Annotated in this window: 16 protein-coding genes; 9 read left to right on the plus strand and 7 right to left on the minus strand. The window is 66.3% G+C overall.

What is annotated here, in order from left to right; translation table 11 throughout:
* Window position 1 precedes the first annotated feature (1 nt).
* Window positions 2-781: an SDR family oxidoreductase gene (locus tag ABZ824_RS07390; RefSeq protein ID WP_356962209.1), complete on the minus strand. Its 780-nt coding sequence runs from the start codon at window positions 779-781 to the stop codon at window positions 2-4.
* A 101-nt stretch (window positions 782-882) separates the two neighbouring features.
* Between ABZ824_RS07390 and ABZ824_RS07395 the strand changes: the two genes are divergently transcribed.
* Window positions 883-1401: a MarR family winged helix-turn-helix transcriptional regulator gene (locus tag ABZ824_RS07395; protein ID WP_356962211.1), complete on the plus strand. Its 519-nt coding sequence runs from the start codon at window positions 883-885 to the stop codon at window positions 1399-1401.
* A 26-nt stretch (window positions 1402-1427) separates the two neighbouring features.
* Here ABZ824_RS07395 and ABZ824_RS07400 read toward each other — a convergent pair whose 3' ends face one another.
* The gene (locus ABZ824_RS07400) at window positions 1428-2624 is read right to left on the minus strand and encodes a thiolase family protein (protein WP_356962213.1); all 1197 of its coding nucleotides are present in this window, start codon (window positions 2622-2624) and stop codon (window positions 1428-1430) included.
* Window positions 2621-3124, minus strand: coding sequence for an OB-fold domain-containing protein (locus ABZ824_RS07405; RefSeq protein WP_356962215.1), 504 nt, complete (start codon window positions 3122-3124; stop codon window positions 2621-2623). Before ABZ824_RS07405 ends, ABZ824_RS07400 begins: the two co-directional genes overlap by 4 nt.
* 261 nt (window positions 3125-3385) lie before the next feature.
* Here ABZ824_RS07405 and ABZ824_RS07410 point away from each other — a divergent pair, with 261 nt between their 5' ends.
* From ABZ824_RS07410 to ABZ824_RS07425, 4 genes are read left to right on the plus strand one after another with little or no spacing between them, the layout of a single operon-like run.
* Complete coding sequence (locus tag ABZ824_RS07410; RefSeq protein WP_356962216.1) at window positions 3386-5794, plus strand: nitrate- and nitrite sensing domain-containing protein; 2409 nt, start codon at window positions 3386-3388, stop codon at window positions 5792-5794.
* A 30-nt stretch (window positions 5795-5824) separates the two neighbouring features.
* The gene (locus ABZ824_RS07415; protein WP_356962490.1) at window positions 5825-6235 is read left to right on the plus strand and encodes a roadblock/LC7 domain-containing protein; all 411 of its coding nucleotides are present in this window, start codon (window positions 5825-5827) and stop codon (window positions 6233-6235) included.
* Complete coding sequence (locus ABZ824_RS07420; protein ID WP_356962218.1) at window positions 6232-6606, plus strand: DUF742 domain-containing protein; 375 nt, start codon at window positions 6232-6234, stop codon at window positions 6604-6606. Before ABZ824_RS07415 ends, ABZ824_RS07420 begins: the two co-directional genes overlap by 4 nt.
* Before the next feature lie 19 nt (window positions 6607-6625).
* On the plus strand, window positions 6626-7216 hold the full coding sequence (locus tag ABZ824_RS07425; RefSeq protein ID WP_356962220.1) for an ATP/GTP-binding protein: 591 nt from the start codon (window positions 6626-6628) through the stop codon (window positions 7214-7216).
* Window positions 7217-7308: 92 nt separating this feature from the next.
* Here the strand turns inward: ABZ824_RS07425 and ABZ824_RS07430 are convergent, their stop codons facing one another.
* The 3 genes from ABZ824_RS07430 to ABZ824_RS07440 all read right to left on the minus strand — a co-directional run bounded on the left by ABZ824_RS07430 (window position 7309) and on the right by ABZ824_RS07440 (window position 10830).
* Window positions 7309-8568 carry an acetyl-CoA C-acetyltransferase gene (locus tag ABZ824_RS07430; protein WP_356962222.1) on the minus strand — a complete coding sequence of 420 codons (1260 nt, stop codon included), beginning with the start codon at window positions 8566-8568 and terminating at the stop codon, window positions 7309-7311.
* Between the two features lie 67 nt (window positions 8569-8635).
* Window positions 8636-10171, minus strand: coding sequence for an AMP-binding protein (locus ABZ824_RS07435; protein ID WP_356962224.1), 1536 nt, complete (start codon window positions 10169-10171; stop codon window positions 8636-8638).
* Between the two features lie 23 nt (window positions 10172-10194).
* Complete coding sequence (locus tag ABZ824_RS07440; protein WP_356962226.1) at window positions 10195-10830, minus strand: TetR/AcrR family transcriptional regulator; 636 nt, start codon at window positions 10828-10830, stop codon at window positions 10195-10197.
* Window positions 10831-11422: 592 nt separating this feature from the next.
* Between ABZ824_RS07440 and ABZ824_RS07445 the strand changes: the two genes are divergently transcribed.
* From ABZ824_RS07445 to ABZ824_RS07460, 4 genes are all read left to right on the plus strand, one after another.
* Entirely contained in the window at window positions 11423-11947 is a 525-nt protein-coding gene (locus ABZ824_RS07445) for a TetR-like C-terminal domain-containing protein (RefSeq protein ID WP_356962227.1), read from the plus strand.
* 473 nt (window positions 11948-12420) lie between these two features.
* Window positions 12421-13017, plus strand: a complete 597-nt coding sequence (locus ABZ824_RS07450) for a hypothetical protein (RefSeq protein WP_356962229.1) — start codon at window positions 12421-12423, stop codon at window positions 13015-13017.
* Window positions 12986-13552: a hypothetical protein gene (locus ABZ824_RS07455; RefSeq protein WP_356962231.1), complete on the plus strand. Its 567-nt coding sequence runs from the start codon at window positions 12986-12988 to the stop codon at window positions 13550-13552. Before ABZ824_RS07450 ends, ABZ824_RS07455 begins: the two co-directional genes overlap by 32 nt.
* Window positions 13553-14190: 638 nt before the next feature.
* Window positions 14191-14724, plus strand: coding sequence for an RDD family protein (locus tag ABZ824_RS07460; protein ID WP_356962233.1), 534 nt, complete (start codon window positions 14191-14193; stop codon window positions 14722-14724).
* Between the two features lie 165 nt (window positions 14725-14889).
* Here the strand turns inward: ABZ824_RS07460 and ABZ824_RS07465 are convergent, their stop codons facing one another.
* Window positions 14890-15516, minus strand: a complete 627-nt coding sequence (locus ABZ824_RS07465; protein WP_356962235.1) for a TetR/AcrR family transcriptional regulator — start codon at window positions 15514-15516, stop codon at window positions 14890-14892.
* Between the last annotated feature and the right edge of the window lie 34 nt (window positions 15517-15550).

A 15550-nucleotide genomic window follows, 5' to 3' on the forward strand; every position in this document is an offset into this window, starting at 1 on the left:
CTCACCGGTCCATCACCGGCTGGTGCATCACGGCGCTGATGCAGGAGTCGACGGCGAGCGCGATTCCGGTGATCGCGGCCGCCGCATCGGACGCGAGGAAGGCCACCGCGTGGGCGATATCCTCCGGCTCGGCCATCCGGCGCAGCGGCAGTTGCTCCACATAGCGCTCGAAGCGTTCGACGCCCAGATACGACTCGAAGGCAGGCGTGCGGACCGCGCCCGGGACGACCGCGTTGACCCGAATTCCGAACTCGCCGGCTTCTACCGCGGCCTCGCGCGTCAGTTGAACAACGCCTGCCTTCGCCACGCCGTAATAGGGAACCACGCCGGGAACCTTGCGAAGTCCCGCTGCGGAGGCCGTATTGACAATTACGCCCCGCCGCATCGGTGCCATTACCCGAATGGCTGCTCGCACGCCACGGAACGTGGCACCGAGATTTCCGTCCAAACCGTGCCGCCAGGTCTGGTCGTCGGTGTCGGCGATGGATTTGTTTCCGCCGAAACCGACATTGTTGTGCACGATGTCGATCCGGCCGTATCGCCGCAGAGCGGCGTCGAACATCTCGTCGACGAATCCCGGTGCGGTGACATCACCGGCGACCACCTGGGCATCGCCGCCGAGCGCCTGGATCTCCTCCGCGACTTTCGCGGCGTTGTCGGCGGAGATGTCGTTCACCACGACGGCCGCGTTCTCCCGCGCCAGCAGCAGAGCGGACGCACGCCCGATTCCCGACCCCGCGCCGGTGACCAATGCCACCTGGTCGCTGAATCGTCCGCTCATGATCGGCCTCGCTCTCGCTGTTGTCGGTTGTCCGTACGATGAAGGGAATTGGAGAAATGGACGGTTGGTCGGCCTGCGGTGTCGGAGGAGGAAGGGTGGGCGTGAGCGATCCGGTTGAGCTCATCGAAGTCGAGACCATGATTTTCGGTCGCTACAGCACCGCCACTCGCCGCCGCGGTGAACCGGTGCTGGACCGCAGCGCTTACACGTTGTTGTCCCGTATCGCTGCCGGAGCGCCCATGTCGATCACTCAGCTCAGCGAGGCGCTGGGGCTCGACGTTTCGACGCTCAACCGGCAGACCTCCGCGGCGATGCGGGCCGGACATCTGCGGCGAATTCCCGACCCGGACGGCGGCGTGGCCCGGAAGTTCGAACTCACCGCCGAAGGGCGGGACCGGCTCGACGAACAGCGTCACGCTTATCGCCGCTTCCTGGCCGATATCCTGTACGACTGGGACCGCTCGGATCTGGCCACCTTCGCCGGCTACCTGCGGCGGTTCAACTCCGCCCTCGAGAGCCGTCAGGGAGTCGCCTGGCCTCGTCCTGTTCCGGAGGCCGGTGGGTCGTACCGGGGTGAATCCGACATCCGGCATGGTTTCGGTGCCGGTGATCCGGCATGACAGTACGGACGCCGGTCGGAGCACGCTCAGCCCGCACGCAGCGCGATGCCCTGGGCGTTGAAGAACAATCCGCCGGGTGACAGCAGGGCCGACCGCGCGCCGCTGACTTGCCGGTCGCCGGCGTCCCGGCGCAGTTGCAGCACCGCCTCCCGCAGATGTCCCGCACCTTGGGAACCGCCCTCGGACAGGCTGCCGCCGTGCGGGTTGATCGGCACCCGGCCATCGATCAGGACGCGCTGGCGGCTCTGATCCCAGTGTTGGGTGAGGAAGTCGCCGGCCTCGCCGGGCTTGCAGAACCCGTAGGACTCCAAGCAGTGCAGGGTGATGATGGAGAAGCCGTCGTAGGGGAACAGCACATCGAAGTCATCCACGGTCAGGTCGCTGCGTGCCAGCAGCGCCTGCGACGCCACTGTCTGCCCGGTGTGGTCGAGGCCCGCGGTCAGGTGCTCTTCGGGATGGGCGGTCATTCCCATCGATAGCGCATGCACCAGAACGGGCTTCGCCGGCATGTCCCGGGCTCGATCGCTGGTGGTCACCACGAACGCGTCGGCACCGTCCACCGGGACATCCATGTCGTAGATGCACAGCGGTTCGCGGATCATCCGCCCGTTGAGATAGTCGGCCATATCGATCGGGTCGCGCATGACCGCGCCGGGATTCTCCGCCGCGCCCGCGCGGCCGTTGAGCGCGACCAAGCCGAGGTCCTTCCGGTCGCGCGCGAAGGTGTGGAGGTAGCGAGCGGCCCAGGCGGCGTAACCGGTCGGCCCGAACATTCCCCACGGCTCCGAGTCGGTGTGGCCGTCGCCCATGAGCGCGCGACCGTCGGGTAGCCCCGCAGCCGCTCTGGCTCGAAACGGCTCACGCCCGAGTCGGTACATCGAGTGATAGACGAGTACCGCGTTCGCGGCGCCGGACCATACCGCGTTGACGGCCGCGGTGAGGTGATTGCCGATCGGTGGCCGGACGCCGGTCCACCAGGTCACCGCAGGTAGCCCGAGGGCGGAGACGACCACGGCCGGATCGATGCCGTTGGTGTGCAGGCCGCCGCCTACCACGCCGTCGATGTCAGCGGCGGTCAGTCCCGCATCGCCGATCGCCGCCGTCGCGGCCTCGAGCACCATGGTGAGTTCGGTGGTCCCACGGTTCCGGTTGTAGGCCGAGCGTCCGAGGCCGACGATGGCTACGCGATCTTTGATCGGATTGCGCTGGGTGGAGAGGTTCATCGGTCGTTCTCCTTCCCGGTCACGGCGCGGAACGCGGGCCACGGCGCGCCTTCGCGGTCGATCCAGACCAGCTCCACGGGTTGCCCGATGCGCTGCTGCGCCTCCGGGGTTCGCACCAGCGGCGCAACGATTCGCAGCCCCGTCTGTTCGGCGAGTTCGATTGCCGCGAGAGGCCATGGCGGCGAGTAGTCCACGACTGGTGGACCTTGGTGCAGGCGGGTCAGCAGGTGAATCGTCCCCGCGCCCCGAACCGGTCGGACGGTCACTTCGGTGGCCCAGCACGACGGACACATCGGACGCAACGGAGTGTGCCACCGCGCGCAGTGCGGACACCAACCCGCCGTCAGCGTGTGGGTGAGCAGGCCGCGGTAGTACTCGATGTTGATCTGATCCAGCCGGATACGGGGATACCGCTGGAAGATCTCCTCATCGGCGGGCGGACAAGCGTCCCCGGCGACCCCGGAAAGGTTGCCCCCTGCTGCCGATGCTCGGTCGACCACGTGTACTCCCTTGTCTCACGGTTGGCTATCCGCCTTCGATCTTCGGTCGGCGAGGCGTCCGAAGGAAGGGGTAGCGAGCCGAACCGCGTTCTCCTGCGGAAACGTGCGGTCCAACCAGCGGGATGAATCGGTTTCCTTCGCTAACCAAAAGTACGGCTACTCATCGGCAATCCGTTAGGAGGTAGAAGCGGGCGGTTGTGACTGAAAATAAATTAACGATTTCATTGATTTAACTATAAGCAACCGGCTAGGTTGAGCCCCGTGTTCAAGGCATTCCGCACCTTGCGAGCGCGCGTGCTGGCGATCGCACTCGTCCCGAGCGTCGCCCTTCTGGTCATCGGAGGAGGGGGAGCCGCCTATCTCGTGGTGCAAGGACAGCAACTGAACGACTGGGCCGACGAGATGCGGGCCAACGCTTCGCCCGGACTCGCGTTCGTCCAAGCCGTCCAGCAGGAGCGCCGGATGAGCATGATGCGGATCGCGGGTCATCCCGAAATGTCGGCGAATCTTCGGGATGTGCGGCCGAAGGTGGATACCTTGATGCGACAGATCATCGGGGCCGCAGCCGCTTTCGAGGATCGCGATCCGGGCTTGGCGGCCGGTGCGCAGACCGCGCTCGACGGACTCTCGCGCGAACTGTCCTCGGTGCGAGCGAAAGTCGACACGAACACGATCTCGGTCGCAGACTCGTACACCTTCTACAACCAGCTCACCGACACTGCTCGCGCAGCCATGGCATCGTTCGCACACGGTGCTCCGGACTCCGAGATCGCCATCGGTTTCGGCACCGTGCTGGACTTGTTCACGGCCTCGGAAAGCATGGCTCGCGCACACGATCTGGCGGTCGCCGCGGAGGCGACGGGCGGGCTTTCCCCCGCGGAGGTCGAAGAGTTCGGTCGCCAGGTCGGCTTCTATCGCAATCAGATGCAGCTGCTTCCTGCGAGCCTGACCGAGGAGGGCCGCGCACGGTGGAAGGCGCTGAGCGAGTCGCCGGCGTGGCGTACGCTCAGCGAGGTCGAAACCGTCTTGGTCCGGCGTGGGGCCACCACGCAGACCGATCAGCAGGCGGTTCCGTCGTCCCGCTCCGGAACCCGTGGTGAGCCGGTGCGGACGGACGACAGCGTGCTGCCTGTCTCGACCGCCGATTGGGAAGCGGCGATCGCTGTGGTGTCCAAGGCGTTGCTCGAGCTCTGGACCGGCCAAGCCGAGCGCATTACCGAGTTCATCCAGGAGCTCGGCGACAGCCGGGCGCGGAACTCGTTGCTCGGCGGCTTGGTGGTGCTTCTCGTCACGGCCGCGACACTCGCGACCACGCTGCAATTGTCCGGCAGAATGATTCGCCGGCTGCATCGGCTGCGCGCTGAGACCACCGCGCTGACCGACGACAAGCTGCCCGCGATCGTCGGTGCGCTGAACCGCGGTGAGCCGGTGGATATCGAGAAGGAATTGACCCGGCTCGATTTCGGTACCGACGAGATCGGCCAGGTCGCCGACGCGTTCAACCGCGCTCAGCTGTCGGCCGTGAACGCGGCGGCGACGGAAGCGCGGACGCGCGAAGGCGTCAACTCCGTATTCGTGAACATCGCCCACCGCAGCCAGGTCGTGCTGCACCGGCACCTCAAACTGCTCAACGACGCGGAGTACGAGCAAGAGGATCCCAAGATCCTCGACCTGCTCTTCCGGCTGCATCACCTCGCGACCCGCGAGCGCCGCAACGCCGAGAACCTGATCATCCTGGGTGGTGAGCAGCCGCGGCGGCAGTGGCGCAATCCGGTGCGGCTGGACGAACTCGTCCGCGGCGCTGTCGCCGAGGCTCAGGACTACTTCCGCGTGCGGGTCGGGCGGCTGCCGGATGTCAAGGTCTCCGGCGGGGTGATCGCCGACCTGATCCACCTTCTGGCCGAACTCATCGACAACGCGACATCGTTCTCCCCGCCGGATTCCCGGGTGGAGGTGTCCGGCAACGCCGTGGGCCGGGGCGTGGTGATCGAAGTCGTGGACCAGGGAATCGGCATGCCTGCCGAGCAATTGGCGGCGCTGAACGAAACGCTCTCGAATCCACCGGATTTCGCGCTGGCAGCCTTGTCGACCGACAATCGGCTCGGAATGTTCGTGGTGGCGCGTCTGGCCGGTCGGATCGGCGTGACGGCGCGACTGGCGGAGTCCGAATACGGCGGTGTGAAGGCGGTCGTCCTGATCCCCGCGGCGCTGCTGGTCAGCGAGGACAGCGGCGAACCGGCCTGGGCGATCCCCGAACCGCTGGTGAGCACCGGCTGGTCCCCGGCCATTCCGCCGACCGCCCCGGAGACGTTTTCCGGTGCCGGCGACAGCGTCGTCCCCTCCCCGGACGGACCGTGGCGGCAGGCGGCGCTGCCGCAAGAACCCTCTCGCGGCTTGATCGATCGGCAGGGTCTCGGCCGAGGACCCGCGGCACGCGTCGATCCGCTCGAGCATCGCGGAGATCCCCGGCCCGAACTGCCGCGCCGACAACGCCAGTCGCATCTGGCGCCGCAGCTGGCGAACAGCACGCCGGGTCCGGAGGCTGCGGCGGGGCAGCCACCGCAGCGTTCCGCGGACGAAGCGCGAGACCTGTTCTCCGCGATCGAGCGCGGCACGCGCCAGGGCCGGGCTACGCCGCCCCCATCGTTCCCGACAACGAACAGTGAGTGAGAACACACGGTGACGACATCTGCGAACACGATGAAGAACCTCGACTGGCTGCTCGACGATTTCCTCGGCCGCATGCCGGGCATCGAGTGCGCCGTGGTCCTGTCGACCGACGGCATGTTGATCAGTAAATCCAGTGCCCTGACCCGGGAGAACGCTGAACACTTCTGCGCCATGGCCTCGGCGTTGCAAGGGCTCGCCCGCAGCGCCGGCGGCCATTTCGGAGTCGGTGGGGTTCGCCAATCGGTCATCGAACTCGACCGTGCGGTGCTGTTCGTGACATCGGCCGGGGACAACGCATGCCTGGCCGTATTGGCGGGCGAGGACTTGAACATGGGCATGGTCGCCTACGAGATGAACCAGACGGTGGCGCGCGTCGGCACGTTCCTCTCGGCGGCTCCACGCCCGAACTTCGGCCACGCGACCGGCCATAGATTGTCATGACCGATCCTCGTGAACCCTGGTTCGATGACGACGCGGGGCCGTTGGTGCCCGCCTATGCGGTGACCCGCGGACGCACGACGAGCAACCGGCACGAGCTGGACATGATCACCCTGGTGATCACGATGTCGACCGGCCTTGGACTCACCCGGCTGGAGCCCGAGTACCGCGAGATCTTGCAGTCGTGTGGCGTTCCCAAGTCGGTCGCGGAGATCTCGGCCGAGATCCGCAGGCCGCTGGCGGTCACCAAAATCCTGATCGGCGATCTGATCGACGACGGCTACGTCGCCTACCGGTCGCCGCGACCCATGAACGCCGATTCGGCGGACATCAATCTTCTTCGGACGGTACTGGATGGAATTCGCGCACTCTGATCTACGGGAGGAGCCGCACATGCTTCCCGTTACCGCCGTCAAGGTATTGGTGGCGGGCGGTTTCGGGGTCGGCAAGACCACGCTGGTGTCCACCATCAGCGAGGTCCGGCCGCTTCGCACCGAAGAGCTGCTGAGCGAACTGAGTGTCGGTGTAGACGATCTGGATGGGGTGGAAACGAAGACCACGACCACCGTCGCACTGGACTTCGGGCGGATCACGCTCAACGAGACGCTGGTTCTGTACCTGTTCGGAACGCCGGGACAGGATCGCTTCTGGTTTCTGTGGGACGAGCTGTCTCGCGGGGCGCTCGGCGCCGTGGTCCTGGTCGACACCCGACGGTTCGACGCCTCGTTCGCCGCAGTGGACTACTTCGAGAGCAGGGGGGTGCCCTTCGTGCTGGCGGTCAATTGCTTCGACAACGCCAACCTGTACACGCCGGACGAGGTGAGGCGAGGATTGGATCTCGACCCGCACGTCCCGGTCGGCCTGTTCGACGCACGTCGTCGCGAATCGGTCAAGGATATCCTGGTGACCTTGATGGAACACATTCTCGCACAAGCGGATCGGGCTCAGGCGAGGTCGCCGCTCCGAGTGGACGGATACAGCTGACAGCGACCAGTGTGTCGTCTCGTCGTGTTCTGACCCGGCTCGACGAAGTCCGAGTCCCGTGGCCGGTCCCGCGAGGACCGGCCACGGGCATTTCAGCTGAGCCGTTCGATGATCAGAGCCATGCCCTGGCCACCGCCGACACACATCGTCTCGAGCCCGAACTGCTTGTCGTGGGTGCGCAGCGAATTGATCAGGGTCGTGGTGATGCGAGCGCCGGTCATGCCGAACGGATGGCCCAGTGCGATGGCGCCGCCGTTGACATTGAGCCTGTCGAGCGGAATTCCCAGCTCCTTATAGGAGGGAATCACCTGAGCGGCGAACGCCTCGTTGATCTCGAACAGGTCGATGTCGCCGATGGTCAGGCCGGCGTTGGCCAGCGCGTCGCGGGTGGCGTCGACCGGGCCGAGGCCCATGATCTCCGGCGACAGCGCCGAGACACCAGTGGCGACGATGCGCGCGAGCGGGGTGAGCCCCCGGTCGCGCGCAGCTCGGTCGGACATGATCACCAGCGCGGCGGCGCCGTCGTTGAGCGGGCATGCGTTGCCCGCGGTTACCGTGCCGTCCGGCCGGAAGACCGGGCGCAATCCCGCGAGTGCCTCCCGTGTCGTGCCCGGGCGCGGACTCTCGTCGGTGTCCAGGACGGTGCCGTCGGGCAGCGTGATGGGCGTGATCTCGCGGGCCCAGAAACCGGCGTCGGCGGCTTCCTGGTACAGCCGCTGGGAGCGGGCGGCGAACTCGTCCTGCTCCTGGCGCGAGACATTGCGATACTGCGCGACGTTCTCCGCGGTCTGTCCCATGGCGATGTAGACGTCCGGGAGTCCGCTCTCCTCACGCGGGTCGGTCCAGTCCGGCGCGCCGCCGGTCGCTCGCTTGGCAGTGCGAGTCTGGGCGTCACGGAAGCGTGGATTGGTCCACGGGTTGGTCGTGCGGTCGCGCGGGTCGGCGCCCTCCGCAACCGGGGGAGTGTCGGCGTGCCCGCGGGTGCCGCGGCTGATGGCCTCGACACCGGCGGAAACGAACGCCTCACCCTCGCCTGCCTTGATGGCGTGCAACGCCATGCGGGTGGTCTGGACGCTGGAGGCGCAGTACCGCGTGACCGTGGTCCCGGGAACGGTGTCCAGCCCGAGTAGTACCGCGGCGACTCGACCCATGTTGAAGCCCTGCTCGCCGCCGGGTGCGCCGCAGCCGAGCATCAGGTCCTTGATATCTGCCGGATCGAGTGCGGGCACCTGATCCAGCGCGGCGCGCACCGCCTGAACCGTGAGGTCGTCGGGCCGCATGTCCTTGGTCCGGCCCTTGTAGGCCCGGCCGATCGGGGTGCGTGCGGCGGCGACGATCACTGCGTCCACCATGAGGGCTCCTTTTTCGGTCGTGAATGAGAACGGCGCCGGCCCGTCGGGGCCGACGCCGGGTCTTGGTTCAGGCGCGGACGTTGTCCCCGCCGGGATAGCCACCGCCGCCGAACATCTCGTCCAACGCCGCGTAGTCCTTGGCGCCGTCGCGATGGGGGATCTCATCGACGAACTCGACCGTGCGCGGCTTCTTGTAGGAGGCGATGCGCTGGCGGCAGTGCTCGATCAGCTCCTCTGCCGTCACCTCGGCGCCTTCCACCAGCGCGACGACTGCTTTCACCGACTGGGTGAACTTCGGATCGGGCACGCCGATCAGCGCGGCCTCGCGCACCGCGGGGTGCTGCTCCAGGCAGTTCTCGACCTCGGCCGGGTAGATGTTCTCCGCTGCGGACTTGATCATCCGCGTCATCGTTCCGATGAAGTGGATGGTGCCATCGGCCTCGCGCCTGCCCAGGTCGGTGGTGTGCCACCACCCGTCGCGCATCCGCTGCTCGTTGATCTCCGGCCGGTTCCAGTAACCGGCATGGACCACGTCGCCGGCGACGACGATCTCGCCGGGTTCGCCGATCGGCTGCTCGTTTCCCTCGGCGTCGACGATCCGCACACGGACGAGCGGAGCCGGACGACCGGAGTTGCCCTGACCGCGTCCGCCGTGACCGTTCACCACCGCCAGACCGCTGACCTCCGTCTGTCCGAAGCCGCCCGGGGTCGCCCCCCACGGCGCGGTGTCCTCGGCCAGCAAGCCGTTCCACAGCGGGGTGAACGGACCGCCGCGCAGCTTGGACACATCGTGTTTGTCGGCGTCGTAGAGCTGGGTCATCTGGATGATCGTGGGCGGCATGAGGAACGCCGAGGTGACGCCCTCACGGGTGATGATCTCCAGCAGGGCCTCGGCCTCGACGCGCCGGACGAAGACGTTGGTGCCGCCCTGCAGGTAGACCGCTACGGCGTCCCACTGGAAGTTGCCGATATGGAACAGCGGGCCGGAGTTGAGGAAGACCGACTCGTGGCTCGAGCGGGTCAGGTAGGACGCCTCCACTCCCATCGTCAGCAGGTTGCGCTGGGTCAGCAGCGAGCCGTTCGGGCGACCCGCGATCGCGGCGGTGTAGATCACCAGGACGGGAAGGTCGACATCCACCGGGCCCCACGGGTCGTCGGTGCCGTGGGCGGCGATGGCGTCCTCGTAGCTGCCCGCGCCGGTGGCGTCGTGCTGCCACCACACCGGGTCTCGCTGGGTCAGTTTGCGCGCGTCGCGGACGGCGTCGCCGATTTCCTCGTCCTGCCACACCACGACCTTCGGATCGAAGTCGTCGATGACGAACGCGAACTCCTCGCCCGACTGCCGCCAGTTCGCCGGGCAGACCATCGCCCCCAGCTTGGCGCAGGCGCCGAGCAGTTCGAACACCCGGAACGACGTCTGGCCCAGCCAGAGCACCCGGTCGCCCTCGCCCACACCCGCGGCTTCCAGCGCATGGGCCGCTCGGTTGACCCGGTCGTCGAACTCGGGCCAGGTCAGTCGATACTGGTCGTCCACAATGGCCGTGGTGCCGGGGTAGCTGCGCCGGTGTTCTCTCGAAATGTCACCCAACGTGGTGGTGGGCACGGTTTCTCCTCGTCTGCGATCGTTCAGTGATTCGAATCGGTAATGTCGGCCCGCAACCATTCGCTGGTACGAGGGTGGTTGGGGTGGGGATGGCCCAGCGCGCGCAGCACGAAGCTGTGGACGCACGCCACGAGGTCGGGCTCGTCCGGCGGCAACGCGCCGTTCAGGCCGCTGGTGAGCACGCCGCGCACCAGATGTCCGACGAGCATCGCGCCGGTTTCGGGATCGCCCAGCGGCAGTTCGCCCTTACGCATGCCCCGCCGGATGATCTCGGACAACTGCTTGTCGAAGATCCCGTACAACGTGGTGACCTGCTCGGGGAGGACCTCCATCAGATCCTGGTCCAAGAACAGCCGCGTTCGCTGGGCGCGTTCCTGGTCGTAGAGGCTGCCCATGTTGCAACGCAGCCACGTGTGCATCTGTTCGGCGACCGGAGCGTCGGGATCGATTCGATCCCGGAGTTGGCGGGCGACGATTCGCACCTCGTCCTCCAGAAGTGCGAGCAGCAGGTGGGCTTTGCTCGGGAAGCGGCGATAGAAGTTGCTGGCTGATGTGTGGGAGGCGGCGAGGACTTGGCGAACCTTCAGCGACCGGAAGTGGGAGCGTTCGAGCACCGACCATGCCGCGGCCAGTATCCGCTGGGTCTCGGAGTCGCGCACCGGCGGGTGGTAGTCGTCTGCATGAAGGCTTCCACTCGCATAGGTGGGGACGGACTGCTGCAACTCTGCACCCCTGCTCGGCTGATCATGGCGGGCTTCGGTCTAATCCGATAGATAATTCTACTACATGAATAAGGCTGAGCAGCTTGACGAGGGGCAGTGTTACCTAGGTCACAACCCTTCGGGCGTCCTGCGGTGCGATCCAGATCGCTATTCGGATTTTCGGGGTCGCGGGTGGCTCATTCGGGTGGTCGCGCGCCACCGGCGGGGATCGTGGGCCGACTGCGAGCATGCACCGGTGCCGTCGCCGTCGCGGTCGGCTGCCTCGCTACTGCGAGGTTACGAGCGAGAATGTGACCCTCACGGGCAGCGGCGGGAAAGCGGTAGCGGCATGACTGCGCGAGCGTGACGACGTGCAGCATTGGCGACCCGGCGCAGGGTCCGCGGACTCTGCACGGTAGGTAACGGGCCATAGCTTACAGTCGAGGAATGGCGTCGCGGCAGACTGCCGGAGGCCGACCGCAGGCGCACCGGTCGTCCGTCGGACTCCACCGTCGAGCGCCGGGTGTTGCGGGAGGCCAGGGCTGAACTGGTGTCGGTCGGGGTCGAAGCGTTCAGCCTCACGGCCACGCTGCGGCGTGCGAAGGTCGGCAACAGTGGCTTCTACCGGCGGTGGTCGAGCGCGCAGGAACTCATCGTCGACGCGCTCGCTTCCATCGCCACTTGGCCGGAGGTTCCCGACCTCGGCGACCTTCGCCGGGAGTTGCGTGTCCTGGTGGATGCGTTCGATCGGCCGGGGGCGTGGAAAGGGCTTCAGGTCCTGTTCACCTTCACCGGGCAGGCGGCCCGGCATCCCGAGCTGTATGCGCGTGTCCAGCGTACGGTGATCGTTCCGGCGAGCCGGCGAGTAATCGCGGTATCCGAGCGTGCCTGCGCTCGAGGAGAATTCACGCCCGACGTCGATCCGAAGGCGCTCGCGGCGGCATTCGTCGGTGCGTTGACCGTTGTCGAGCAGTGGTCGGTCAGTGCAGGCGACGACGTCGGTACCGATTTGGACGCCGTGCTCGAAACGTTCGCCGCACTGGCCCGTCGCCCCGGTGCCGACAACCGGCAGTGAGTCGGTGCTGGAGGCCCGGCCGCCGCGCAGTGTATCGGCAGAGCGCGCGCGTCGTGATGGCGTCCGCTGTCGGAGCCGAATCGAGACGGGAGCACCTGCGGCCGCGTGGCTTCCAGGGCCGCGGTGGACGCCTGCCTTCTGTGAGTCTGCTGGCGGTTAGCTTCGAGTTGAGTGCAGCCCGGGAAGTCTTTATAGTTCAAATAATGAACTGATTCATCTGGTGGAGCCGCATCGGCCTCCGGTCGGCTTCTCGATGTACAAGGTCTCGGGGTTGGGCCGCGTTGATGATCCAACCCGATCAGGAGGCGTCCACCACCGAGGTCGGATCTGAAACCCGCAGTGAACGGCGAAGAGACGACTACGGGTGATCGGTGGTCCTGCGATACCCACGCTCGAGCGAGCGACGGTGGCCGCGCGGCCGTGGGAACGTTCGCGTCAGCGAGCCGAGAAAAAGTAGACCGAACGAGAGGATGATGGTGTCCGACGAATACAACTCCAAGTACAAGAGTATTCAGCACTCCGAGGCTGCCGTGACTCTGGAAGATGAGACCACCCACTTCGACTCACTGGCGATTCCGTCCGATCGCACCGACCTGTGGGAAGAGACCGCGTTGGGGGTGGTTGCCGAGTGCGGCGACTATGACGTGCTCTTGTGGGCCGCCGGCTACGTGCTGTTCGGTAACGGCAAAGGGCTTTGGGGTCCGGGCAAGAGCGCAGAACGCGAGATTCAACTGATCGTCGTACCGAAGTCCCAGCGAGGTCGGATGAGCGACAACGACTTCGTGCGGGTCGGCTGGACGCCTACCGAGCGCCTGCGCGGCGATCAGATCAAGGTCGTAGCGGCAGACGATGCGATCACCTGGGACTTCAACGGATTGCGTTTCGTCTCGCAGCCGCCGCAGTGGCGCCTCGAAGGCCTCAGCCGGAGATGCCGAATTCGATCTCACGTACCGCCAGAATGGTGCCCCGCTGTGGAATTGGGGGCCGTTCACCAAGGCGCACGAACAGGATCGCGCCGGATACGACGCCTTCGTCACCGTGGACGGCACTATCCGAACCTCTGTTCATGAGCTCGAACTGACCCGTGGCTACGGAGTGCGCGAGCACATCATCACCGGTCAATCCAACGATCCGATCGCCAACCTGTCCGCGCCGAACTGGATGTGGTGGCTCTACACCATCAAGGACGACGTCAAGATCAACTTCTTCCAGCCGCGGGATGGTCTTCAGCTCGGCTTTGTGAAATATGCCGGCGAGCAAGTCAACATCGGTCCAGGCAACGGTTCGACCGACTTTCAGGTGACCGAGAAGTGGGAGGACCCGCGGACGGGTATGAACCTTCCGGTCAAGTGGCGCCTGACGATGGAGAACGGCGCGACTACGGTCGACCTGGACATTGCGGCTCACGGCCGGGCCTACAGCCACTGGCCGACCGCGAACGGTACTCGCATGTATTCGTACCTGCTGTCCACGATGACCGGCGTGGTTCGGCTCCCAGATGGCCGGAGCGTCGAACTGGACAACCATCTCGCAGTGAACTCGTTCTGCCGCACAGTGCTCACCGCGGCCGAAACCAGCAAAGGGCCTGGCCTGATCACCGAGTGATCCACCCGCCGACAAGGTGTGTTCCGCGGGCGGCGGCACAACTGCCCGTGGATCGGGTCACCGTCGGCGCAGTACAAGCGGCCCTCCGAATGGGTCATCGTGACAACACTGCGCCGGACGAGTACCGGGAAGGTCCGTAAGCACCGACTGCGGAAGTGGTACGAGGACGGCACTCTGTCGGCGCGATGCGGTGCTGGCCTCTGGTCCGTGTCACTCGGCGAGGCCGAGGATCCGTGGCCACCGGGCATCGAATGAGTTAATTATTTATGCTATATAAAGAGAGCTTCCGGCGGTGCCACGCCGGCGCCTCGTAACCCGGGTGCCGGCAGTGGAACCGTCGGCCGGCGAATGGTAGCGGTCGGCCGCATGGAAGGCCCGAACCGCCGGAGTCGGGCAGCCGGCTCCGGCGTTGCGGGCGACAGGAGTTGTCGCGTCTCCGGCGAACAGCGGGTCGCGGCGGCGTGCGGGCGCCGATCGACATCGGCGCCCGCCCTCTGTTCGGCGAGACGCCGCGCAGGGCGCTACCTGATGGGACGAAAGAAGTGCGAATGTCCGAACCGGAGATCGAAATCGCGGAAGTGTCCGATGCGGCCGGCCGCTACGAGTAGTCGCGCAGCCTTCGAGGAGTCGTGGTCACGATGACGCCGGAGAGGGGCGAACCGAAGATCTCCGCGGCCCCGATCCCGGCGCGCATTCTCGCCTACCTGGTGGATTTCGTCTGCCCACTCGGGACCTTTGTCGTACTGGTCGTGCTCGCGGTCCAGCATTCGCCGAGTGCGTGGTCGAGGCTTACTTGGGCGACGATGGCCGCCGCGGTGGCGGGTCTGGTCGGTCGCAACAGGATTCTTCGGCAGGGACGCACCGGTCGCACGTGGGGTCGCATCGTCACCGGAACCAGGACTGTCGTCGGTTCGCACCATCGGGCACCCGGTATCCCGCGCACCGTGCTGCGGGAGGCGGCACATTTCATCGATCTCCTCCCGGTGCTGATCATCTGGTTGTGGCCATGGCGGGGGCGTGCGGGGCAATCCTTCGCCGACGCACTCGCAGGCACTTGGGTGATCGCGGATGGCACGGCGGCAGAGGTCGATCGGCGCACTGCTCGCCGCATGGCCGTGGCCTCGGTCGTCGGATTCGCGCTCGCGCTCGTCCTGCTGTGTATCTGCCACTAGGTCACCGGCTACCGCGCATGATCGCTCGGAGACCTTGCCGCAGCGCAGGCGCATAAGTTCGTGAAGCCCGGGCCGGAAACCGAGCCGTGTTCTCGTGGGCGTGGCCTCGAGTTCGATGCAGTTCTCCCCGTAGCCAGTGATTCGCGGTGTGGCCCGCCTCGAAGGTTATCGAGGCTTGTGGAGCAACCCGTGCAACAGCAGCGTCGCCAGTTCGTTGAACGCATCCGCTGCCGAGAGGCCCGTGCGCTCGAGCAGTACTCCGGATTGGACTCCCTCGATGGCGAGCGCCACGAGCTGGGAGGCGAACAGGCCGTCGGTGGCGCGGAAGCGACCTTCCCGGATGCCGTCGTCGATCAGTTCACGAACGCGTTCGGCCGCACGGGCGGTGTTGCGTGCGTAGATCTCGGCGGTGGGAGCGAAGGACACCATGTCTTCGTAGAAGGTCGTGGAGTTGCGCCGCATCGCGTTCGCGACACCGCTGAGGTAGGTCAGGATCTTGGCTTGCGGGTCGGTTCGGGTGGCCACGTCGGCTTCGATGCGTTCGGCCGATTCGCCGAAGAACTGTTTGGTGGCGAGTACCACCAGCTGCTCCTTGGTCGCGGCGACGCTGTAGAGGGTGGCTTTGGAGCAGTGCAGTCTTTCGGTGAGCTCGCCGATCGTGATGGTGGTGAAGCCTTCGCTGAGAAAAATCTCCTGCACCTGTCGCAGCAAATCGTCGCGACGCGCGACATCGACCCGCCGCTTGCGGGGGGAGTTGAGCGTGTTTCGACGCGCCGGGCTCGTGCGAGGCATGGGATCGAGTGTTTCATACCGGTCATCGGGCCGC

The organism is Nocardia sp. NPDC047038 (genome assembly GCF_040644075.1).
GTDB lineage: Bacteria > Actinomycetota > Actinomycetes > Mycobacteriales > Mycobacteriaceae > Nocardia > Nocardia sichangensis.